The 23,183-nt window shown below is 56.7% G+C and carries 21 protein-coding genes; 16 read left to right on the forward strand and 5 right to left on the reverse strand.

Annotation, left to right across the window (positions count from 1 at the left end; all coding sequences use genetic code 11):
- Positions 1-13: 13 nt before the first annotated feature.
- The 5 genes from fumC to BLT54_RS00400 all read left to right on the forward strand — a co-directional run bounded on the left by fumC (position 14) and on the right by BLT54_RS00400 (position 4,148).
- A complete protein-coding gene (gene fumC / locus BLT54_RS00380; protein ID WP_074641319.1) occupies positions 14-1,408 on the forward strand; it encodes a class II fumarate hydratase in 1,395 nt (464 codons plus the stop codon).
- 489 nt (positions 1,409-1,897) lie between these two features.
- Positions 1,898-2,686 (forward strand): hypothetical protein, encoded by a 789-nt coding sequence (locus BLT54_RS00385; RefSeq protein ID WP_074639987.1) that lies wholly within the window; start codon positions 1,898-1,900, stop codon positions 2,684-2,686.
- 118 nt (positions 2,687-2,804) lie between these two features.
- The gene (locus BLT54_RS00390) at positions 2,805-3,623 is read left to right on the forward strand and encodes an outer membrane protein (protein ID WP_074639989.1); all 819 of its coding nucleotides are present in this window, start codon (positions 2,805-2,807) and stop codon (positions 3,621-3,623) included.
- Between the two features lie 103 nt (positions 3,624-3,726).
- Positions 3,727-3,915, forward strand: a complete 189-nt coding sequence (locus BLT54_RS00395; protein WP_074639992.1) for a DUF4169 family protein — start codon at positions 3,727-3,729, stop codon at positions 3,913-3,915.
- On the forward strand, positions 3,912-4,148 hold the full coding sequence (locus BLT54_RS00400) for a ribbon-helix-helix domain-containing protein (protein ID WP_074639994.1): 237 nt from the start codon (positions 3,912-3,914) through the stop codon (positions 4,146-4,148). The genes BLT54_RS00395 and BLT54_RS00400 overlap by 4 nt, the downstream gene beginning before the upstream one ends.
- Here BLT54_RS00400 and BLT54_RS00405 read toward each other — a convergent pair.
- The 3 genes from BLT54_RS00405 to cysS all read right to left on the reverse strand — a co-directional run bounded on the left by BLT54_RS00405 (position 4,145) and on the right by cysS (position 8,109).
- Positions 4,145-4,924 carry a squalene/phytoene synthase family protein gene (locus BLT54_RS00405; protein ID WP_074639996.1) on the reverse strand — a complete coding sequence of 260 codons (780 nt, stop codon included), beginning with the start codon at positions 4,922-4,924 and terminating at the stop codon, positions 4,145-4,147. The genes BLT54_RS00400 and BLT54_RS00405 overlap by 4 nt on opposite strands.
- A 13-nt stretch (positions 4,925-4,937) precedes the next feature.
- The gene (cimA, locus tag BLT54_RS00410) at positions 4,938-6,566 is read right to left on the reverse strand and encodes a citramalate synthase (protein WP_074639999.1); all 1,629 of its coding nucleotides are present in this window, start codon (positions 6,564-6,566) and stop codon (positions 4,938-4,940) included.
- 121 nt (positions 6,567-6,687) lie between these two features.
- Positions 6,688-8,109 carry a cysteine--tRNA ligase gene (gene cysS / locus BLT54_RS00415; protein WP_074640001.1) on the reverse strand — a complete coding sequence of 474 codons (1,422 nt, stop codon included), beginning with the start codon at positions 8,107-8,109 and terminating at the stop codon, positions 6,688-6,690.
- Positions 8,110-8,296: 187 nt separating this feature from the next.
- On the opposite strand from cysS, the gene mazG reads away from it, so the two are divergent.
- Both mazG and BLT54_RS00425 read left to right on the forward strand, forming a co-directional pair.
- A complete protein-coding gene (gene mazG, locus BLT54_RS00420; RefSeq protein ID WP_074641321.1) occupies positions 8,297-9,127 on the forward strand; it encodes a nucleoside triphosphate pyrophosphohydrolase in 831 nt (276 codons plus the stop codon).
- A 101-nt stretch (positions 9,128-9,228) separates the two neighbouring features.
- Positions 9,229-10,242 carry a Fe(3+) ABC transporter substrate-binding protein gene (locus BLT54_RS00425; RefSeq protein ID WP_074641324.1) on the forward strand — a complete coding sequence of 338 codons (1,014 nt, stop codon included), beginning with the start codon at positions 9,229-9,231 and terminating at the stop codon, positions 10,240-10,242.
- Positions 10,243-10,583: 341 nt separating this feature from the next.
- On the opposite strand, the gene BLT54_RS00430 is transcribed toward BLT54_RS00425, so the two are convergent.
- Complete coding sequence (locus BLT54_RS00430; RefSeq protein WP_074640004.1) at positions 10,584-11,582, reverse strand: substrate-binding domain-containing protein; 999 nt, start codon at positions 11,580-11,582, stop codon at positions 10,584-10,586.
- 248 nt (positions 11,583-11,830) lie between these two features.
- Here BLT54_RS00430 and BLT54_RS00435 point away from each other — a divergent pair, with 248 nt between their 5' ends.
- From BLT54_RS00435 to BLT54_RS00475, 9 genes are all read left to right on the forward strand, one after another.
- Entirely contained in the window at positions 11,831-12,868 is a 1,038-nt protein-coding gene (locus BLT54_RS00435; RefSeq protein WP_074640006.1) for an ABC transporter substrate-binding protein, read from the forward strand.
- 118 nt (positions 12,869-12,986) lie between these two features.
- The gene (locus tag BLT54_RS00440) at positions 12,987-13,808 is read left to right on the forward strand and encodes an ATP-binding cassette domain-containing protein (protein WP_074640009.1); all 822 of its coding nucleotides are present in this window, start codon (positions 12,987-12,989) and stop codon (positions 13,806-13,808) included.
- Positions 13,805-15,055, forward strand: coding sequence for a sugar ABC transporter permease (locus BLT54_RS00445; RefSeq protein WP_074640013.1), 1,251 nt, complete (start codon positions 13,805-13,807; stop codon positions 15,053-15,055). Before BLT54_RS00440 ends, BLT54_RS00445 begins: the two co-directional genes overlap by 4 nt.
- A 17-nt stretch (positions 15,056-15,072) precedes the next feature.
- Positions 15,073-15,801 carry an SDR family oxidoreductase gene (locus BLT54_RS00450; RefSeq protein ID WP_074640015.1) on the forward strand — a complete coding sequence of 243 codons (729 nt, stop codon included), beginning with the start codon at positions 15,073-15,075 and terminating at the stop codon, positions 15,799-15,801.
- Positions 15,802-15,824: 23 nt separating this feature from the next.
- Positions 15,825-17,453 (forward strand): FGGY-family carbohydrate kinase, encoded by a 1,629-nt coding sequence (locus BLT54_RS00455; RefSeq protein WP_074640017.1) that lies wholly within the window; start codon positions 15,825-15,827, stop codon positions 17,451-17,453.
- A gap of 319 nt (positions 17,454-17,772) precedes the next feature.
- Complete coding sequence (locus BLT54_RS00460; RefSeq protein WP_074640019.1) at positions 17,773-17,994, forward strand: thioredoxin domain-containing protein; 222 nt, start codon at positions 17,773-17,775, stop codon at positions 17,992-17,994.
- Positions 17,995-18,149: 155 nt separating this feature from the next.
- Positions 18,150-19,541, forward strand: coding sequence for an aspartate aminotransferase family protein (locus BLT54_RS00465; protein ID WP_074640022.1), 1,392 nt, complete (start codon positions 18,150-18,152; stop codon positions 19,539-19,541).
- A 4-nt stretch (positions 19,542-19,545) separates the two neighbouring features.
- Positions 19,546-20,847 carry an NAD(P)/FAD-dependent oxidoreductase gene (locus tag BLT54_RS00470; protein WP_074640024.1) on the forward strand — a complete coding sequence of 434 codons (1,302 nt, stop codon included), beginning with the start codon at positions 19,546-19,548 and terminating at the stop codon, positions 20,845-20,847.
- Between the two features lie 26 nt (positions 20,848-20,873).
- Positions 20,874-22,301 carry an aldehyde dehydrogenase family protein gene (locus BLT54_RS00475; protein WP_074640026.1) on the forward strand — a complete coding sequence of 476 codons (1,428 nt, stop codon included), beginning with the start codon at positions 20,874-20,876 and terminating at the stop codon, positions 22,299-22,301.
- A 24-nt stretch (positions 22,302-22,325) separates the two neighbouring features.
- Here the strand turns inward: BLT54_RS00475 and BLT54_RS00480 are convergent, their stop codons facing one another.
- Complete coding sequence (locus BLT54_RS00480; RefSeq protein ID WP_083351624.1) at positions 22,326-22,994, reverse strand: GntR family transcriptional regulator; 669 nt, start codon at positions 22,992-22,994, stop codon at positions 22,326-22,328.
- Positions 22,995-23,183: the final 189 nt, after the last annotated feature.

A 23,183-nucleotide genomic window follows, 5' to 3' on the forward strand; every position in this document is an offset into this window, starting at 1 on the left:
CATGTCCACCCCCATGTCCACCACACGTACCGAAACCGATAGCTTTGGCCCGCTCGAAGTCCCAAGCGACAAGTATTGGGGCGCGCAAACCCAGCGCTCAATCCTGAACTTCCCGATCGGTTGGGAACGTCAGCCCGTGCCGATCATCCGCGCGCTGGGTGTGGTCAAAAAGGCCTGTGCGCTGGAAAACATGGCGCAGGGCAACCTGTCCAAAGAGTTGGGCGATGCGATTGTCGCCGCCGCGACCGAGGTGATCGACGGCAAGTTCGACGACAACTTCCCGCTCGTGGTGTGGCAAACCGGCTCCGGCACCCAGTCCAACATGAACGCCAATGAAGTGATCTCGAACCGCGCGATTGAAATGCTCGGCGGCGAAATGGGGTCGAAAAAGCCGGTTCACCCGAACGATCATTGCAACATGGGCCAGTCCTCGAACGACACTTTCCCGACCGCGATGCATGTTGGCATCGGCATGCAGGCGCGTGATGTGTTGCTGCCGGGGTTGACCAAATTGGCCGAGGCGCTTGAAGTCAAAGCCGAGGCTTTCAAAGACATCATTAAAATCGGCCGCACCCATACTCAGGACGCGACCCCGCTGACCTTGGGCCAGGAATTCTCCGGCTACGCTCACCAAGTCCGCATGGGCATCAAACGCGTTGAGATGTGCCTGCCCGCGATTTATGAGCTGGCACAGGGCGGCACCGCCGTGGGCACCGGGCTGAACACTCAAAAAGGCTGGGCCGAAGCCGTGGCGAAAAACATGGCCGAGATCACTGGCCTGCCGTTTGTGACCGCGCCGAACAAATTCGAAGCGCTCGCCGCCCATGACGCCATGGTGATGTTCTCCGGCGCGCTCAAAACCGTCGCCGCCTCGCTGTTCAAAATTGCCAATGACATCCGCCTGTTGGGCTCCGGCCCGCGCTGTGGTTTGGGCGAATTGATCCTGCCGGAAAACGAACCGGGCTCGTCCATTATGCCGGGCAAGGTCAACCCGACCCAAGCCGAAGCGCTGACCATGGTCTGCGCCCATGTCATGGGGAATGACGCCGCCGTGGGCTTTGCCGGCAGCCAAGGTCATTTCGAATTGAACGTCTACAATCCGATGATGTCCTATAACGTCTTGCAATCCATGCAGCTTTTGGGTGACAGCGCCTCCGCCTTTACCGACAACATGGTTGTGGGCATCGAGGCCAACGAACCGCGTATCGAGAAACTTTTGCACGAGTCCCTGATGCTGGTCACCGCTCTGGCCCCGACCATCGGCTATGACAACGCCACGAAAGTTGCCAAAACCGCGCATAAAAACGGCACCACGTTGAAAGAAGAAGCCATCGCTTTGGGCTTTGTCGATGAAGCCACATTTGACGCCGTGGTCCGCCCGGAACAGATGATCGGCCCGAAAGGCTAAGTCAGGGACCGGCGCACCGTCGAAAGTGGCCGCCTCTGACGCACTGAACACGGCATATGAACGTGAAGGCGGCCTTCGGGTCGCCTTTCCTTTTTTGCGGCAAAACGCGCAGTCCTTATCGAAAACAAGGCCTCAGCAAAACAGGAGAGGCCTCTAGCCACCCACGTCTCATCGCCCTCCCCCTGTGCGCCCCGAACAGGCGAGCGACCGAATTTTTCGAACTTTTACCCTGACAAAATCAACATTCTGTGCAATATTACACAGGAGGCCGACACTCTATCCCGCAGTTATGCTCTTTGCGCAGAGTTGATACATAAAAGACATGACATGCAAAAATTCAAATATCCATCAGACAATATTGTTTTGTATTGATCGGCATCAAGGTAATTTTGCGCCAGTGATGTACTATGATGACATCGTCCAAGGCAAGAAAGAGCGGACAGCGCTCCACATCTGTATTGGACATCATATGACTCCGGGGAGGATATCATGACAAACTTTGCCACATCCAAAAAATCGAAACTTATGAGTGCCTTGTCCATTTTGGCATTGAGTGCGGCTTTGGTCGGTACCACGGCCTATGTAATGAGTGTAGATGTTGTGACACCCGCCTATGCCGCCGAAGACGGTGAAGACGGTGGGCAAAAAGGCCCACACGCTGGCTCTGGCAATAGCGATTCCGGCAGCGGCGGGGAAGAAGGCCATGGTGGCCAATCCACCGGCGCAGAGGGTTCTGGCCAAGGTGGGCCGGGCGAAGACTCTGAGGGTGCAGGTCCGCGCGCCAATCAAGACAGTTCCAACTCAGGGACTGGTGGGCCGGTTTGGGCCAACGAAGGCATCCCGGAAGTTGAAATTGGTCGCCTCAACGTGGCCCGTTCACCCGCGCATGTGTTGGATCGTGCCCTGACAGAGGCGCTTGCGGAACTGTCGGGCGATGCGGTTGAGTTCTATAATCTCAGCCTCTCCGACATGATTACCGAGTTGTCGCTCAATTGGGATGACACCGTGATCATCGACAGCCCGCTGCAAAGTCTGGCCTTGTTCCAGGCCTATCTTGAAGGGGAAACCCCATTGGCCGCCAGCGGCGTCACAAACAATGTCGATACGATTTTGGCCGCCCTTTTGGGGGTCGCCTCTGACAAGACCGTCCCGATTTCGACCGACACTGTGATCGCCGTCACGACGATTCTCGGCGTTCCGATGAGCGCTGCCGATGCCGCCGACCTTGCGGCCGATGCCGAAGCCATTCGCATCGCAGTTCTTGCAGGTCACGGTTGAGCCCCGTCGATCTGATCACAAACAACAGAACAGAGGCCCCCATTGGGGGCCTCTCCCACAGACAGATTCACAGACAGATTTTGCCCTTAATGAACAGATAAGAGTCTATGGAGCACCTATGAAACCGATCACGCACATATCCTGCCTCGCACCGCTCGCTTTGAGTGTCGCGTTGACCGCCGCCATGACGACCCCTCTGACCGCCGCGCCCGACAACCTGCCCGGCGCGGGTCTTGCCAGTGTCACCTACGGCCCCTATCTGCGTGCCGAATTTGGCATGGCCACCACCGATATCAATGACGGATCGTGGCAACCCCACGGCTATCCCTCCGACCCGCAAGTCAATTTTGACCTGAGCGGCGAAGATGGCAGTTTTGGCACTGTGGCGATGGGCTTTGACTGGATGAATGGCTATCGCTTCGATCTGGGGATGACATTTTCCGAATCCATGAGCGTCACCGGTCCCTGCGCCTCCGCCTCTGACGGGTCCAGTTGCGCGATCCATGCCGATATCACTTCGGCCTCTTTGAAAACCAACGCTCTGATGGGCAGCCTCTATTATTCGCCACTTGAGGCCGCTGGCAAAAACACCACCTTCAACCCGTTTGTCGTGGTCGGTCTTGGTCTTGCCAACAACAAAGTTGGAGATTGGACCCGGACCAATGACAGCTTGGTGACCGGGGTTGATCGCAGTTTTGAGGGCGACAGTTCCACCAGCCTGGCCTATTCTTTGGGCTTTGGCGCCAGTTGGCAGGTCACCAAACCCGGCCAATGGCCCGTCATTTTGGAAGCCAGCTATCGCTACTATAATTTCGGCACAGCCCAAGGCGGCAGCACCCCGATTGATAGTGGACAGCCTCCGGTCAGCCCGCTGACATTCGACGTGGACAATCAAGTCGTGAGCATTGGTGTGCGTGTGCCGCTTCAGCGCATGTAAGTCATCAGCCATCGAAACACGCCCAGCCCCGTTCCTCCGCCGCGTTGAACGGGGCTTTCTATCTGATCTTGGCGATGACCTGCGCATGGGGTAGATTGCCGCCATGAGCGCCGATAAAAACGTCATCAATCTCAATCAGATCCGCAAGGCCAAAGCCCGCGCGGACAAACGCGCATTGGCCGATGAGAATGCGGTGAAATTCGGGCGCAGCAAGGCACAAAAGGCGCTCGAACAGGCCCAAACGGCCAAAGCCAAGGCCATATTGGACGCCCATAAGAAAGACGACAGATGAGTGCGCGTCCACTCACGCGACCAGTCAAACGTTCACTGACCCTGCACGGTCACCGCACCTCTGTGTCCCTTGAGGATGCGTTTTGGCGCGCCTTTCGTGCCATCGCCAAAGAGCGCGATCTGCCGATCAATGTGCTGGCCGCAGAGATTGATGAAACCCGCGGCGTGGACAGTGGTCTGGCCTCCGCGATCCGGGTCTATGTCTTGGAATACACACAGAAAAAGCTGCCTTAGAAAAAGCCCCATGTCGGTGACTGAGACGCCAGTGCCAAGCGCAGGGATTTGCGCGCAGGCCCCTGTTTCAGACGTCCGTCCAAAACCGCGCTTGGGTCTTTCGCCGCTTGTTGCAGGATCGGCAACATCATCACCGCGTCGATCATCGGCGCGCGCGCGGATTTGCCAAGTTTTGAAAGCTGCTGCGCGCCCCAACGGGCCTGTTCCAACGTGGCTTTCGCCAATGTTGCCACCGCGTCCGGGCGCCCATCAAGCAAAGGCACCCGTCCCGCGTCGACAAGTGCCGGGATCGCCATGAAATAGCGCGCCAAAGCCCCAGCCTGCCCCAGACTGTTGAGCGGTTTTGACGCCGTGTCCGGCGCGCCCAAAAGCCGCGCCGCGACATGCAGCGGAATGGTGTATGTCGCGTGGAGATAGCGGTACAGCGCCGCCGCATCTTCATGCGGATCGCGGTAAATATCCCATTGACGCGCCGTCACCGTGGCGTCCAGCGCCTCAGCCGATGCAATATCCAACACCGCCGCCAAAGGCGCGGCCACCTCATGGGCGCGCGGGGCTTTGCCTTCGGTTTTCTCGGTCAACACATCGCGCCAAAATTGCAGGCGCATCTCCGCAATCATGCTTTCTTTCGTCACCCAAGGCGCTTTTGCGACCTCCAGACAAAAGGCATGGATCGGAAACAACACATCGCGTGCCGAAACAGGCGCGGCCATGGTGGCGCGAAATCGGTCTTCGTCGCCCTTTTGGACAATCTCGGCGCAGGCTTGCACGGACATCACACGGTCTCCCTCATTCAGCACCTAATGCCTGCGCGCCATCGCGCGTCAATTTCCAAAGCACCGCATCCAAAAGCGCCTCAAAAGACGCGTCTATGATGTTTGATGACACACCGACCGTCGACCAACGCCGCCCCAAGCTGTCTTCGTGATCAATGATCACGCGGGTGCGCGCCTCTGTGCCGCCATTGGTGATTCTGACTTTAAAATCAACCAGTTCCATATCGGAAATCAGATCGGAATAGGGTCCCAAATCCTTGACCAACGCTTTCGAGAGCGCGTTGACCGGCCCGCCGTCCGAGCCATCCGCCATGATGCCCTCAGACACCGACAAATGCCGCTCGCCCGCGATATTGACCACCACCGTGACCTCGGACAGGTGGATCACCCGGCCCTTGACGTCCTTGCGGCGTTCGACCGTGGCGCGGTAGCGTTCGACCTCGAAAAACGCCGGCATCAGGCCCAATTCGCGCCGCGCTTCCAATTCAAACGAGGCCTGCGCGGTGTCATAGGAATATCCCTCTGCCTCGCGCTCTTTGATCCGGTCCAAAATCCGCCCCAGATCGGCCTTTGTCGACACATCCAATCCCATATCGGACAGGCGCGAGCGCAGGTTTGATTGCCCCGCCTGATTGGACATTGGCACGATCCGGGCGTTGCCGACGATCTCCGGCGGGATGTGTTCATAGGTGGTTGGGTCTTTGAGAATGGCCGAGGCGTGAAGGCCGGCTTTATGGGCGAATGCGGAGGCACCGACATAGGGCGAGCTGCGCAAAGGCACACGGTTGAGGATGTCGTCAAGCATCCGCGACACCTTGACCAGATCGGCCAAAGCGGCCTCGGTGACACCGGTGTCGAGCGTCGATTTATACGGTTCTTTTAGTAGAAATGTCGGGATCAAGGTGGTCAAATTGGCATTGCCACAGCGTTCGCCCAGACCATTCAACGTGCCCTGCACCTGCCGCGCCCCGGCATTGATCGCCGCCAGTGAATTGGCCACCGCATTGCCGGTGTCATCATGGGTGTGAATGCCCAAATGGGTGCCGGGAATGCCGGATTCAATGACCTTTAACGTGATCTGATAAACCTCACCCGGAAGCGTGCCGCCATTGGTGTCGCAGAGTACGATCCAGCGCGCGCCATTGTCATAGGCGGCGGTGAGACAGGCCAGCGCATAGTCGGGATTGGCCTTGTAGCCGTCAAAGAAATGTTCGGCATCAAACAGCGCCTCGCGTCCTTGGGCGACCAGATGCGCGATGGATTTGGCGATGTTGTCGAGATTCTCCTCAAGCGTGATGCCAAGAGCGGTGGTGACGTGAAAATCATGGGTTTTGCCGACCAGACAGACGGCTTTCGTCCCCGCGTTCAACACCCCCGCCAGCACCTCGTCATTTTCGGCCGAGCGCCCTGCCCGTTTGGTCATGCCAAAAGCGGTGAAGGTGGCGCGGGTCTTGGGCGGTTCGGCGAAAAATTCGCTGTCGGTCGGGTTTGCGCCGGGCCAGCCGCCTTCGATATAATCGACGCCCAGATGATCGAGCGCCTCGGCGATCATGTGCTTTTCGGGCGTGGAAAATTGCACACCTTGGGTTTGCTGGCCGTCTCTGAGCGTTGTGTCGAAGAGGTAGAGGCGATCGCGGGTCATTGGTTGGTCCTCCACTCAAGTGTTTTGCCCGGCGGCACGCCGGGCTGCGCCTGCCTTCCCCCCGGCAGGCGCATATGCGCCCGCCAAGGCAGGCTCCGCCCTCCGTTTACAGAACTGCGCATCACAGAAGCCCCTCTAGGTCTTGTACCGATGGGGCTCCATTGATCGTGGCAGTCGCAGATTGAACATTATTTTCCTTTGTAACCGTGAGTTCTACGCCCAGATTAGAAGCTTCTTTTTTCAACGCATCAGCTTGAGAGAAATCTTTCGCAGTTCTGTATGCCATCCATTTCGCAGCAATGCGGTTCGCCAATCCTAAAGTTTCGATACTGACCCCAACGCCCAAGCTTCCTTGTCCAAAAGTGATCGGTTCAGCAAGTCCGATCAATTCCAGACCAGATTGCAAAGCGACAAGGTCTTTCTCCTTAGCAAGTCGATGAAGCTCAGCGATAGCAGCAGGCGTATTCAAATCATCACAAAGCGCCGCCAAAAATTTTTCTGAGGGAGCAAATTCATGAGTATCTAAAGGAGCAGTAAGGTCCCACCACTTCGTCAACGTTGCCTTCGCCTGCTCCGCCTTCTCAGCCGTCCAGTCCATCGGCTTGCGGTAATGCGTGCTTAAAAACACAAACCGGATCACCTCGCCTGGAACGCCCGCCATCCCGTCATGGCCATCCAACAGGTCCCGAACGGTAAAGAAATTGCCCAAACTCTTGGACATTTTCTTGCCCTCGACCTGCAACATTTCGTTGTGCAGCCAAAAGTTGGCAAAGCCGCCGCCGTCATGCTCGTGGCCATGGGCACAGCAGCTTTGGGCGATCTCGTTTTCGTGGTGCGGGAACATCAGATCGTTGCCGCCGCCGTGGATGTCGAAACTCTCGCCCAAAAGCTCATAGGACATGGCAGAGCATTCGATGTGCCAGCCGGGGCGACCATACCCCCAAGGGCTGTCCCATCCCGGTTGATCCTCTGAGGAGGGTTTCCACAGGACAAAATCCATCGGATTGCGTTTATAAGGCGCAACCTCAACCCGCGCCCCGGCGATCATATCGTCAATCGAACGCCCTGAAAGCGCGCCGTATTTCTCATAGCTTTCGACCGCGAACAACACATGCCCCTCGGCGGCATAGGCGTGACCCTTGTCAATCAGCCCCTCGATCATCTCGATCATCGCGCCAATATACTCGGTCGCGCGCGGCATCTCGTTCGGGTCCAGTGCGCCAACAGCGCGCATATCATCAAGATACCACTGTGTTGTTTCATCGGTGATCTCGCGAATGCTGCGCCCACTTTCGGCGGCGCGCGCGTTGATTTTATCGTCCACGTCGGTGAAATTGCGCACATAGGTGACATGATCGGGGCCATAAACATGACGCAACAGCCGATAGAGCACGTCGAACACGATCACAGGGCGCGCATTGCCGATATGGGCGCGATCATAGACCGTTGGCCCACAGACATACATGCGCACATTATTGCGGTCGATCGGCTCGAAAACCTCTTTTTTGCGGGTTTTCGTGTTGGTCAGCTTGATCACGGTCATAAGCGCTCCTCAGGGCAATCCCCGCGGGCTTATCAGCTTACTTTTTGAGAGAAAAGAGACCGACCCCGCGTAACTTTCGTTAGCAGATAATGCAGCAGATAATGATGGTGCAGATGTGGGTCATGGAGACCTTATAGCCAGCGGCTTTGGCCTTGCAAAGCCCCTTTTGCCGCGTCACCTTGGCACCATGACACAGCATCCCATTCCCGACCCGATCCACAGCGTGCCCGAGGGCATTGAGCAGCTTTTGGAAATCATGAAGCGCCTGCGCGATCCAAAGGGCGGTTGCCCTTGGGATATCGAGCAGGATTTCGCGACGATTTCGCCCTACACAATCGAAGAAGCCTATGAGGTCGATGATGCGATCACCCGCGGCGATATGGCGGATTTGAAATCCGAGCTGGGGGATTTGCTGTTTCAATCGGTGTTTCAGGCGCAAATCGCGGCGGACAAAGGGCTTTTTGACTTTCACGATGTCGCCAAAGCGATCTCGGACAAGATGATTTCACGCCATCCGCATGTCTTTGGCGATGAAAGCAACCAAAAAAGCCCGGAACAGCAAACCCTTGATTGGGAACGCGAAAAAGCCGCCGAGCGTAAGCGGCGCGGCGAAACGCGGGTCCTGGACGGGGTGGCCATGGGATTGCCCGCCTTGATGCGGGCGCAAAAATTGCAAAAACGCGCGGCCCGCGTTGGGTTTGACTGGCCGGATGTGTCGCATGTGATCGACAAAATCCGTGAGGAAGCGGCAGAATTGGTTGAGGCGCGTGAGAGCAAAACCCAAGCGGATGTGTTCGAGGAATTCGGGGATTTATTGTTCGTTGTGGTCAATCTGGGCCGGCATTTGGGCGTCGATGCCGAGGAAGCCCTGCGCGGTTGCAACGCTAAATTCACCCGTCGGTTCAATGCTATAGAGGATCATCTTGTATCAAAAGGCAAGACGCCCCAAGACAGTGATCTGGCGGAAATGGATGCGCTTTGGGACGCGGTGAAAGCGGCAGAGAAAACCGCCAGATAGGCCGAAATCACCCCGCCACATTTCCCGAGTAAATTTATCACCTATTGACCAGAGAGTTTTTGTCGGGTTTAAAAGCCGCAAATGAAGCCTTGGAGATTCTGATGCCTTTCAAACCCAACCTCGCCCTGACCGCCGCCCTGACACTCACCGCCACGGCCGCAAGCGCCGATGTGAACGTCTATTCCTACCGTCAGCCCGAATTGATCGCGCCGCTGACCGAGGCCTTCACCGAGGAGACAGGCATCAAGGTCAATGTCGCCTTCCTCGAAAAAGGCTTGGTTGAACGGCTCAAGGCCGAGGGCGACCGCTCCCCCGCCGATGTGATCCTAACCGTTGATATTGCACGGATTTCCGAAGCTGTAGATGCGGGCGTCACTCAACCTTTGATGACCGAGACACTGGCGCAAAATATCCCCGCCACATACCATGACCCCGAGGGAAATTGGTGGGGCGTCACCACGCGGGCGCGGATTGTCTATGCCTCGAAAGACCGCGTCGCCCCCGGCGAAGTCATCACCTACGAAGACCTCGCGGACCCGAAATGGAAGGGCCGGATTTGCACCCGTTCGGGCATGCACACCTATATGATCGGCCTCACCTCCGCCTATCTTGCCCACCATGGCGAAGAGGAAACAAAGCAATGGCTTCAAGGCGTTAAAGACAACCTGGCCCGCAAACCCCAAGGCAATGACCGCGCACAGGTCAAGGCGATTTGGGCCGGGGAATGCGACATTTCCTTGGGCAACACCTATTACATGGGCGCAATGTTGGCTGACCCTGAGCAAAAGGTCTGGGCTGACTCGGTGCGCCTTGATTTCCCGGTGTTTGACGTCGAAGGCGGCGGCACCCATGTGAATATCTCCGGCGTGGCGCTCACCAAAGCGTCGAAGAACATCGCCGAGGCCACTCAATTCATTGAGTTTTTGACCTCCAAACACGCGCAGGAAATCTATGCGGAGGCCAATTCTGAATACCCGGTTGTGCCCGGCACAGAACCCTCGGCCCTGGTCGCAAGCTGGGGGGAATTGACGCCCGACAACCTCAGCCTGATTGACATCGCCAACGCACGCGGTGAGGCTTTGAAATTGACCGAGGAAGTCGATTACGACGGCTAAGGGCCGGAGGCCTGTGTGTGGACACTCCGCCGCCCGACCGCTTGGCAACGGTTGGTGCGCGCGGCGGCGTTAACGGGCCCTTCTTGTGAACACGATGACCCTGGCAACCTCGCTCACGCCGCCATCAGCCTCTGAATGCCGATCAGCGAGATCATCCGCTTGATCTTGCAGGCCAGAACGTGCAGCGCCTCAGGGTCATCAGATTTGGCGGCTGGCCGAGGCGCTCGACATCGGCTTTCAGATGGACAGGCGGCTGGCGTTCGCTGCATTCACGCCTAATGGCTGCTTCAGGCTGCTTGCCCAAAACCTAGCCTACGCCTTGGCATCGAAAGCTTACAGTCTCAAAACTCTTCTAGATTACAGGGTATAAGTGTAACTTTGTTTTCGAGATTCGGTTGGCCAATCAACTCAAATAGCACTTCCAGCATTTGTAAAACGTCCTGCTCTACCATGCCGACGTTTCCGGGAAGGAATTTTCCGAACGGATCGCGGTCAAAGCAACCGAAGCGGATATTTTCTGTTCCCTCGGACAGTTGGCTATGCCAGCGCACCACCCCCTCAAGCGAGATAGTTGAGTTCACGAAAATTCCCGTTGGGCCAAACGGACGAAAGTCCTTTAGACTGTCCCACGCGGCTTTCGCCGAATAGCCGGATGCTTGGATGTTTTCATTTGGAACTTTTAGGCCCAGCTCTTTATGAGCGTCCATAAAGCCATCTAGGCGTGCGGCTGTGTTGTGGTCAGAAAGGCGCCCGCCAATAAACCGAAGCGGCCCCTCCCAGCCCAAATCAGACCGACATCTGCGTAAAATGAGGCTCGTTAGATCACGCGCGCCTGCGTAGTTGTCCGAAATCACCGATGGTGCGTCTTTACCTGGAAGGTCGAGGTTCAACGCTTGAACGCCAGCAGCTTTACAGAACGCAGCGATACGATCTGGGTCAGTTGCACCAGTCGAAATTAGGCATTCGACCTGATAGCCGACCAACTCCTTCGCAGCTTCGAATTCTAATTCTGGGTCACGTTGCGTACAGGTTACGACAGGAAACATCCCTTTAGAGCGCGCCATGGCTTCGAACTGTTCGGCAATTTCACCAAAATACCGGTTGTCGTATTTTGGAACGATCATTCCGACGATGTTCGATTTATCGCGTCTTAAAAGGCTTGCTTGAGCATTCAGGTTATACCCCTGATTTTCGGCAATTTTCATCACCTTTTCGGCAAGCTTTTTGCTGATTCGACGTTTCTCCCAAGTTCCGTTTAGTACTGAACTCACCGCGCTAGGCGACGCTTCAGCCAGGACAGCAAGATCATAGATGGTCTTCTTTTTCTTATCTTTATCCATGCGATAATCCGTTCAGAGTGCGTGCCAAAGCTAAGCAGATTTCTTTGTAATTGACAAGCTCAATCGATTGAGCAATGTTTGCACAATCGATTGAGCAAGGTGCTGCATCGGTTGCGCAAGTAGGTCAGGTCAGTCAGGGAGGACTACTTGATCATCTGATCGTACTGGCTGGAGAGAGCGGTTACGGTCATCAGCAAGGGGGCTGCCCTTCTGACTGAACGCGCCAGTCTGATTTGGAGGAGATAAAGATGACCAAAACGACTTCGCTTTCCATGGCTTCTGCGCTTGTCGCTGCCATGTTTGCTACCACTGCAACAGCGGAAACTGTTGCATTTCTGATGCCGGACCAGGCGTCTACCCGCTACGAAGAGCACGATTGGCCGGGCTTTGAGGCAGCTATGGCAGGCCTGTGTGCCGACTGCACGCTTATTTACCAGAACGGCAACGCAGACGTCGCTCTTCAGCAGCAACAGTTCAACTCTGTGATCGCACAAGGTGCGCGCGTAATCGTTCTTGACCCTGTCGACTCGGCTGCGGCTGCGGCAATGGTCGAAATTGCGCATTCGCAAGGCGTCAAGGTCATCGCATATGATCGCCCAATCCCGGACTCGCCTGCTGATTTCTACGTTTCCTTCGACAACGAAGGCATCGGCTACGCAATCGCTCAATCGCTGGTCGAACATTTGCAAGTAAATGGCGTTCCTGAAGGTGCCGGTGTTTTGCAGATCAACGGTTCGCCGACTGACGCTGCAGCGGGCCTGATCCGCGACGGCATCGATCGCGCACTCGACGCATCACCCTATGTGACACTGTCTGAATTTGACACTCCGGATTGGGCTCCTCCGAAAGCACAGGAGTGGGCTGCTGGTCAAATCACCCGTTTTGGTGCTGAAATCACTGGTATCGTGGCAGCAAACGATGGCACCGGTGGTGGTGCAATTGCGGCTCTCAAGGCTGCAGGTGTCGACCCTCTTCCGCCGGTCACTGGCAACGACGCAACCATCGCGGCGCTCCAGCTGATCATTGCAGGCGATCAATATAACACGATTTCGAAACCGTCTGAGATCGTTGCGGCCGCTGCGGCTGAAGTGGCTGTTCAATTGCTGAACGGTGAAACACCGGAAGCAACCAGCAGCCTCTACAACACCCCGTCTCAGCTGTTTGTTCCCGCGGTTGTCACCCAAGAGAACATCAAAGACCTGATCTTTGATGCGGGCATCCAGTCCGCAGCTGAGGTTTGCACCGCAGAATATGCAGCTGCCTGTGCAGAGCTTGGTATTCAGTAAATAATACCGTCCCTGCGCAGGATAGCTTGCGCAGGGACGTGACGCTGCCAGACATATCAAGGGTGTGGGCGTTCCGCCATAAACCCATGAAACAGGTTTATGGCGGAACGCTTTAGGGATGGAGGGCACCGAAGTGACAACCCAATCAAATACCCCGTCAAAAGGGGAACTGATCCTGCGTTTGCACGGTATTGGTAAACAATTCGGGGCAGTGACCGCGCTGGAAGACATCGAACTGGACGTCCACGCCGGTGAAGTGGTTGCACTGGTCGGGGACAACGGCGCCGGTAAATCGACCCTCGTCAAAGTTCTGGCGGGTGTTCACCAACCGACCTCTGGGTCTATTGAGTATTTAGGCAAACCCGTTTCGCTCGACACCCCCAAGAAAGCGCTTGAAATGGGGATCGCGACGGTTTTCCAAGACCTTGCTCTTTGTGAAAACCTAGACGTTGTCGCTAATCTATTTTTGGGTCACGAAGTGAATCCGTGGCGCATGGATGAAGTTCAGATGGAGGTTCGCGCCTGGACGCTTCTTCAAGAACTTGCCGCGCGCATTCCGTCTGTGCGCGAACCCATTGCCTCCCTTTCTGGCGGTCAGCGCCAAACGGTTGCGATTGCCCGTTCGCTTCTTTTGGATCCGCATATTATTATGCTTGATGAGCCGACGGCCGCGCTTGGCGTTGCGCAATCGGCCGAAGTGCTAAATCTCATTGAGCGCGTGCGTGATCGTGGGCACGGCGTCATCCTGATTTCACATAATATGGAAGATGTTCGAGCGGTCGCAGACCGCATCGTCGTGTTGCGTCTGGGTAAAAATAACGGCGTCTTTACGTCCGACACCTCGCATCAGGATTTGGTCGCCGCGATCACCGGAGCGAGCGAAAACTCTGTTTCACGACGTGCAGCCCGCAAACAACAGGACGCGGAGGCGGTCCAATGACAAACGAAGCAAATCAAATGACCCCAAGACTTGATCGTGCTGACGCGCGAGTGCGTCATGATGCTGGCCTCGCCGGTGCGTTTAAGAAATTCACGGATAAGGTACGATCTGGAGACCTCGGTATGTTGCCAGTTATCGTCGGGCTGCTGCTGATTTCTGCGGTGTTCACGACCTTGAACCCTGTATTCTTAGCGCCGAATAACCTTGTGAACTTGTTGTTCGATGCGGCGGCAGTCGGCCTTATCGCACTCGGCGTGGTCTGCGTTCTTCTCTTGGGCGAGATTGACCTCTCCATCGGTTCGATGAGCGGGCTGTCCTCTGCAATTATCGGCGTCCTTTGGGTCAAAAGTGGTGTTCCTCTCGCGGTCGCGATCCTCGCGGTACTGGCGAATGGTGCGCTGATCGGTTTCCTCTATGGCTTTCTGCGCAATAAGTTTGAAATGCCGAGCTTTGTTGCCACTCTGGCCGGTTTGCTCGCGCTTTTGGGCATGCAGCTTTACATCCTTGGGCCGACTGGCTCGATCAACTTGCCATTCACTTCGCCGCTCGTGCGTTTCGGTCAGATTTTGATCATGCCGGCTTATCTCTCCTATCTGGTCGCGATCCTACCCGGTGTTCTGATCATGATCGGCGCGGTAAAGACCAATGCGAAACGAACGGCGGCAAACCTCAGTGCAGAAAGCCTGAGTGTTGCGATTGTAAAGGCAGCACTTCTGACCATCGGCCTCGTCTTTGCGGTCTATTACCTCGAACTCGGTCGTGGTGTGCCGTGGATGTTTGGCGGCTTTGTTCTGTTGGTTGTTATTCTGAATTATGGACTGACACGCACGAAATGGGGGCGGTCCATGTTTGCCGTCGGTGGAAACGCTGAGGCAGCCCGTCGTTCTGGCATCAACGTGTTCCGCATCCGTATGTCTGCATTCGTCGTCTGTTCGGTTTTGGCCTCGTTGGGGGGTGTCTTCGCTGCTGCGCGTCTTGCATCGGCCAGCCAACAGGCAGGCACAGGCGATGTTAACCTCAATGCGATTGCGGCTGCGGTTATCGGTGGGACATCCCTCTTTGGTGGGCGCGGTTCGGCATGGTCGGCACTGCTTGGCGTCATTGTGATCATGGCGATTTCCAACGGCCTCACTTTGCTAAACCTGAGTTCTTCGCTCCGCTACATGATCACTGGCGCTGTTCTCGCAATCGCTGTGATCGTTGACTCCCTCGCTCGTCGCTCTCGCGCAAGCCACGGCCGCGCCTGATCTGGAAAGGATTTGAAATGTCGCAAAAATTGATCGGAAAAACCGCCGCGATCACAGGCGCAGCGTCAGGTATTGGCCTAGAATGTGCCCGCATCCTACTCGAAGAAGGTGCAAAAGTCGTCTTGATCGACCGCGCAGAGGACCGCCTGAACCTGCTCTGCGAAGAGTTGGGAGAGAACGCTCACCCATTGGTCATCGACCTCCTGGACGGACCGCAAGTCTCTTCGATGTTGCCAAAGATCGAAGCCTTGGTCGGCCCGCTGGACATCTTCCACGCAAATGCGGGGGCCTATGTTGGTGGTCCTGCTGCGGAAGGTGATCCCGACGTCTGGGACCGTATGTTGAACCTGAACATCAACGCCGCATTCCGTAGTGTGCAGGCTGTGTTGCCCGCGATGATCGACCGCAAATCTGGTGATGTCATCTTTACCAGTTCTGTCGCCGGTGTTGTCCCTGTGGTTTGGGAGCCGATCTACACCGCATCAAAATTTGCAGTTCAAGCATTCCTCCATTCGACCCGTCGTCAGGTTTCCCAATATGGAATTCGGATGGGCGCGGTTCTCCCAGGGCCAGTTGTCACAGCATTGCTGGACGATTGGCCCAAAGAGAAAATGGAAGACGCGCTTGCCAATGGGTCGCTGATGCAACCGCGTGAGGTCGCCGAAGCCGTTCTCTTTATGCTGACGCGTCCGCGCGGAGTTGTCATTCGCGACATGGTGATCCTGCCGAATAGTGTCGATTTATAAGTTCTGAGAGAAGGGTTTGAACCATGATCGGATCACCGGATAAGGCCGCTTACTTTTTGGGGATTGATGTTGGCACAGGGAGCGCGCGAGCTGGTATTTTTGACGTGAACGGCATGCTTGTCGGAACCGACAAATGTGTGATCCAGCTTTATCGTGATGCTGCCAATATTGTAGAACAGTCAAGTTCAGAGATTTGGGCGGCCGTTGCATCGGCAACAAAGGGTGCCTTGGCTGCGGCAGATCTGTCTGGTGATCAAATCGGAGGCATAGGCTTCGATGCAACCTGTTCGCTTGTTGTGCTTGGACAAGGTGGTGATCCGCTTCCCATTGGGCATACCAACGACCCCGAACGCAACATTATCGTCTGGATGGACCATCGCGCTATTGATCAGGCGAACCGGATCAATGCGACGGGCCACCGCGTTCTCGACTATGTCGGTGGTCGGATCTCGCCGGAAATGGAAACGCCCAAACTGCTTTGGCTCAAGGAAAACCGGTCAGAGGTCTATGACGCTTCGTGGCAGTTTATGGATCTCACCGATTTTCTTACATGGCGCGCCACTGGCGATCTGTCGCGGTCGGTTTGCACTGTGACCTGCAAGTGGACCTTCCTCGCCCACGAAAACGCATGGGACGCATCCTATTTCGAACAGGTTGGGTTGGGTGATCTGATCGCTGATGATTTTGCAAGGATCGGAACAAACGTTGTCCCCGCTGGAACATCGCTTGGAGCAGGTTTGACAGACGTCGCCGCGGCAGAGCTCGGTTTGACAGCCGGTATTCCCGTTGCAGCTGGTCTGATTGATGCTCATGCAGGTGGCGTTGGATCGGTCGGTGCCAATGGCGGGGGTGGGGCAGAGGCAAACCTCGCCTATGTTTTCGGCACCTCGTCCTGCACGATGACATCGACCCAAGAGCCAGTGTTCGTTCCAGGTGTTTGGGGTCCTTACTATTCGGCCATGGTGCCGGGCCTTTGGTTAAACGAAGGCGGACAATCCGCAGCAGGTGCAGCAATTGATACCCTGCTTACCCTGCATCCGTATTCTGGGACGGCCACGGAGATGGCTGCCCAAGCCTCGATGGCCTTACCTGAATGGTTGGCAACTGAGGCAGAGAGCCGTTTGAATGACGGAACAAATGTTGTCTCCCTTGCCAAAGGCGTTCAGGTGGTGCCGGAATTTTTGGGCAATCGCGCACCCTTTGCTGACCCGCACACCCGAGCTGTCATCGCAGGCTTGGGAATGGATCAAGATTTAGAGAGCCTCATTGCACTCTACGTCGCTGGGCTTTGCGGTATCGGGTACGGGCTTCGCCAAATCATTGAAGCGCAGAGCCGCGCCGGCGCATCAATTCGGCGTATCGTTATAAGTGGTGGCGCTGGACGAAGCCCAATGATCCGTCAGTTGTTGGCTGATGCGACCGGTGTCGAAGTTGCAGCGCCAAGAACAGAAGAACCGGTGCTGTTGGGGGCGGCGATCCTTGGGGCAGTTGCGGGTGAGGCTTTTCCAAGCATTCCGGCAGCCATGCTACAAATGACACAATTTTCCGATCATTACATTCCACAGTCCGGTTCAACATCCGAAATTCATTCGACACGCTTCGATATTTTTAAATCCCTCCAAGAGATCGCGCGACGTGGGTCCAATGTCTAATTTTATCCTTCAATGGTCAGATTCAGATCTATTTTTGAACCTGTAAAGTCGGTTGAACACCTCTCGAAGCATGGGCGACCGCGCCGAGGCCAGCGTGAAGCGGCGCATCATCTGTGGCGCTGCTCATGTGAAAATGGTCTAGGTAGGTGGTTACATCGGCTATCAGCAATAGGCTATTCAGCATAATCCCTCAACCCCCAACGACACTCCGTTACTCTCTATGGGCACCACTGCATATGGGCGCCACTGCCAAAATTGATTGTCAGGGCGCGGGGATCGGGTTTTCCGTAAATCCGGTTTTGCAAGATTTTCACGGTCTATGTTTTTGGGTCTTTTAAACGTCTTTTCTTTTGTCATCTTACGTAAAGAAAAACCTACGGAATTGGGGCAAACATTCAAAGTGACCAAATGGCCTTTTGCGATCCTGATTGACGAGATCGGGGTCAGTCGCGCCAAAGGTGTGGTGAGCACTCGTGAACAGCTCGAAAGCCTGTTTGCCGCTGCCGAGAGTGGTCAGGACTTGACCTCTCTAAAAATTTGATCATATTTTCGCGCAAGTTCTCTTCCACGCTCGGACTTGCGCGCAATGCGTCGTGCCAGCTCCTTTTATGTGTGGCGATACCGTGGCCGTGTGCCACCACCGCATTCCGACCCGGCCTGAGTGTTCAGGCGTGATCATCAAAGGACATTGATCGCATGAGTGACAATCATTTGCCCACCGCAGAGCTTCAGGCGCTTGACGCCGCCCACCATATGCACCCGTTCACAGACAGCGCGGAACTGGCCAAGAAAGGTGCGCGGATCATCACCTCCGCCAAGGGCGTGTGGCTGACCGACAGCGACGGCTGCGTGATCCTTGATGCGATGGCGGGGCTTTGGTGTGTCAATATCGGGTACGGGCGTCAGGAATTGGTCGACGTCGCCGCCCGCCAGATGTTGCAATTGCCGTTCTACAACACCTTTTTCCAAACATCGACCGTGCCCGCGATCATGCTGGCCAAACGTCTGGCCGAGCTTGCGCCGGGTGATTTGAACCATGTGTTTTTCAACGGCTCTGGCTCGGATTCCAACGACACAAACCTGCGCATGGTGCGCCATTATTGGGCCGCCAAGGGCCAGCCGGAGCGTTCCATCGTAATCTCGCGCTGGAATGGCTATCATGGCTCGACCATGGGGGCGGCCTCTTTGGGCGGGATGAAGGGCATGCATGCCCAAGGCGGTCTGCCGATCCCCGGCATCGTGCATATTGATCAGCCTGATTGGTGGTCCGAAGGCGGCGATAGGACACCCGAAGATTTCGGGCTTGAACGGGCCCGTCAACTGGAGGCGAAAATCCTTGAGCTTGGCGCCGATAAGGTCGCGGCCTTTATCGCGGAACCAGTCCAAGGCGCAGGCGGCGTGATCGTGCCCCCCGTCACCTACTGGCCTGAAATTCAACGTATTTGTAAGCAATATGGCATCCTGTTGATCGCCGACGAAGTGATCACTGGCTTTGGCCGCACCGGCAACTGGTTCGGCTGTCAAACCATGGGCTTCACCCCCGACATCATGACCTGCGCCAAGGGCATCACCTCGGGCTATATCCCCTTGGGCGCGTCCATTGTCTCGGACGAGATTTTCAACACGCTCGATGCCGCCGACGAATTCGCCCATGGCTATACCTATGCCGGGCATCCGGTGGCTTGTGCCGTGGCGCTCGAAAACCTGCGCTTGCTGGACGAAGACGGCATCATTGAGCGCGCCGGGTCTGACATCGCGCCTTATCTCAAGGAAAAATGGGAAAGCCTGACCGATCACCCGCTGGTCGGAGAGGCGAAAATCGTCGGTCTCATGGGCTCCATCGCCCTGACGCCAAACAAAGCCACCCGCGCCAAATTCGCAAGCCCCACAGGCACTGTCGGCTATTACTGTCGCGAGCGTTGTTTTGCCAATAATCTGGTGATGCGCCATGTTGGCGACCGGATGATCATCTCACCGCCCTTGATCATCACCAAGGCGGAAATTGACATCCTGATCGATCGTGCGCGGCTCTCGCTGGATGAAACTCTGGCCTATCTCAACGCGGAGGGGCTGAACGTTTCAGCGTAATCTCATGGACATTCTCACCATCAACGACACGCCCGGCCAACACCCCCGCTCCTTTTACGCCGCCACAGCCGAAGTGCCCGGTCCTTACCCTGCGGCCGAAGGCGCGATCAAGGCCGATGTCTGCGTCGTTGGCGGCGGCTACGGTGGGCTGTCTGCGGCGCTGCATTTGGCGCGTCAGGGCTTGGATGTGGTGCTTTTGGAGGCCTCGCGGGTCGGCTCCGGCGCCTCTGGTCGCAATGGCGGTCAGGTCTCCACCGGGCAGCGGTTGGAACAGGGCGATCTTGAGACGCTCGTCGGTCTCGACACCGCGCGTGTGCTTTGGGACATGGGATCTGAGGCGGTCGATCTGGTCAAGGCGTTGATCCATGAGGATGGCGATGGCTGTGGCTGGACCGATGGCGTCATTCACGCCAATCACCGCGCCCGCTATGGTGCCCATTCCAAGGCCCATGTGGAGCATCTCAATACCACCTATGGCTATGATAAAATCCGCTTTCTCTCGCGCGACGAAATCCATCATGAGGTCGGCAGCCCGGGCTATCATTCCGGGTCTCTGGACATGGGATCGGGGCACCTTCATCCGCTGCGCTACGCCTTTGCTCTGGCGCGTTTGGCCGAGGCGGCAGGTGTGCGGATGTTTGAAACCTCGCGCGTCACCAAGGTGGACACAGCGGCGAAACCACGGGTTCACACCGTGTCTGCCCTGATCGAGGCGGATCATTTGATCCTGGCGCTCAACGGTTATCACAACAACCTGTTGCCCACGGTCAGCCGTCGCGTGATGCCGATCAATAATTTTATCGCGGTGACGGAACCCCTGCCCCAAGATCTCGCCAACAGCTTGATCCCAAACCGCTATGCCGTGGCTGACTCGCGCTTTGTGATCAATTATTTCCGCCTCTCCGAGGACAATCGGATGATTTTCGGCGGTGGCGAAAGCTATGGTTACAAATTCCCAACTGACTTGCGTGCCAAGGTGCGCGGGCCAATGTTGGAGGTGTTTCCACAACTCGAATCGGCCAAAATCGACTACGCATGGGGCGGCACTTTGGGCATCACCATGTCGCGCCTGCCGCATTTTGACCGGCTTGGCCCCTCTGCCCTCTCCATTGCCGGGTTTTCCGGTCAGGGCGTGGCGCTGGCAACCCTCGCGGGTAAAATCGCCGCCGAGGCCATCGCCGGTCAGGCCGCGCGGTTCGATGTCATCAACCACCTGCCGACGCCGGGGTTTCCGGGCGGGCCAAAGCTGCGCACACCGCTTTTGGTTGCGGCGATGACGTGGTATGCTTTGCGTGACAAGTTCTAAGAAATTCAAACAGATATGAGGCTCACATGACGGAATTGAAAACGGATCGCTTCTATATCGGCGGGCAATGGGTCGCACCTCAGGGGGGGGAGACGCTTGATGTGATCAACCCGGCGACGGAGGAAATCTTTGCCTCTGTCGCCATGGGCACCACTGCCGATGTGGACGCCGCCGTGGCCGCGGCCAAAGCCGCCTTCCCGGCCTTTTCACGCACCACGAAAGCGGAGCGTCTGGAGCTTTTGGCCGCGATCCGAAGCGCCTACCAAGCGCGGTATGACGAGATGGCCCAAGCGATTTCCGAGGAAATGGGCGCGCCGATTTCGCTCTCGGACCGGGCGCAGGCTGCGGTTGGCATTGGCCATTTGGACGGTGTGGTCAAGGCGCTTGAAACCTTTGAATTTGAACACAAAAACGCTGTGGGCGATGTGATCCTGCATGAGCCGATTGGTGTTTGTGGTTTTATCACGCCATGGAACTGGCCGATCAACCAGATCGCGCTCAAGGTCATTCCGGCGATTGCCGCAGGCTGTACGATGGTGCTCAAACCCTCCGAGTTGACGCCGATGAGCGCGCTTTTATACGCAGAGATTTTGGCAGACGCCGGTGTGCCCGCAGGCGTGTTCAACCTTGTGAACGGCGATGGGCCGACCGTCGGTGCGGCGATTTCGAGCCACCCGGATGTGGCGATGATCTCCTTTACCGGCTCGACCCGTGCAGGCGTGGAAATTTCCAAAGCCGCCGCTGCCACGGTCAAACGTGTGACGTTGGAATTGGGCGGCAAATCCCCCAACATCCTGTTGGACGATTGCGATTTGGACGCGGCGGTCAAACGCGGCGTGCGCCATTGTTTCCAAAACACTGGCCAAAGCTGCAATGCGCCAACGCGGATGTTGGTGCCCGCAAGCCAATATGAGGCGGCGATGGAGATTGCCAAAGAGGCCGCAGAGGCCACCACGGTGGGGCTGCCGTCGCTGCCCGGCTCCCACATTGGTCCGCTGGTGTCACAGATGCAATATGACCGGGTGCAAAGCCTGATTCAGGTCGGGATTGAGGACGGTGCGCGCGTGGTTGCGGGCGGTCTTGGCCGTCCAGAGGGATTTAATCGTGGCTATTTCTGCCGTCCCACCGTGTTCGGCGACGTGACCAATGACATGCGCATCGCACAAGAAGAGGTGTTTGGCCCGGTTTTGGTGATGATCGCCTATCAGGACGACGCGGACGCCGTGCGCATCGCCAATGACACGCCATACGGGTTGGCCGCCTATATCCAGACCGGCGATGAGGCCCGCGGGCTGGCCATGGCGCGCGACATTCGCGCGGGCATGGTGCATCTCAATGGTTCGGACATTTCTTATGGCTCACCTTTTGGGGGCTATAAACTGTCAGGCAATGGTCGCGAAGGCGGTGTCTACGGCATCGAAGATTTCTGTGAAATCAAGGCGATATCCGTTTAAGTTCAGGTTATGCCTAAACCGCAGTTACACCAATGACGCGCCGTCTGAAAGGATGGCGCGGACGTTTTCCATCCCCTGCAACACATCAGCCCGGATTGCCTCCGCCGCTGCATCTGCGTCCCTGACGCGCAGCGCGGCGATGGCGGCCATATGCATATCCGGCAGGTTTTGTGTGCCAAACCGCGTACACATCACCCGCAGCGCCGGGGCCGAACGCAGCCACAGCGCATCGACGATGGGTCCAATCACCTCGGCCTGTGCCGGGGCGTACAGCGCCATGTGAAACCGGTGATTGTGGATCATATATCCACGGGTGTCGCCCGCGCGCATCGACTCGTCAATCGCCTCATCTATCTCTTCTAAGGCTGTTATGTCCTCCGCGGAAATGCACATCGCCGCACGTCGCGCCAATTCGGGCTCCAGGCTACAACGGGCGAGGATCAACTCGTCCACTTGCGCCAGCGTCAGTACGGGCACCGTCACCCGGCGGTTGCCATGGAAAATCAAAGCGCCCTCTGAGGTCAGCCGACGAATGGCCTCGCGCACGGGTGTCATGCCGGAGCCGAGTTGGTCAATCAGCCCTTGGATGGTGACAGGTTGGCCGGGCACCAGATCGCCAGAGAGGATCAGATCACGAATCCCGCGATAGGTGCGCAGGTGGGCAGGTTCCTTTACTTGGATGGCCGTCATCATCGTCTTGATCCTTCGCGGTGCATCTGTCTCTTATTTGATCCCTTAAAGGGTTTCGCGAAAAACGTGAATCAAAACTTTGCTGTTGCTGGCGAAGAACGGAAGGGTGTTGCCAGTCTTTGCATCAAGTGATGCCATGGCGTGGCACGTTGCCCGAGCACACGCCCGCTCAAGACAAAAACACCGCCCCTT

This window comes from Celeribacter baekdonensis (assembly GCF_900102315.1).
In the GTDB taxonomy this organism is placed as follows: Bacteria; Pseudomonadota; Alphaproteobacteria; order Rhodobacterales; family Rhodobacteraceae; genus Celeribacter; species Celeribacter baekdonensis.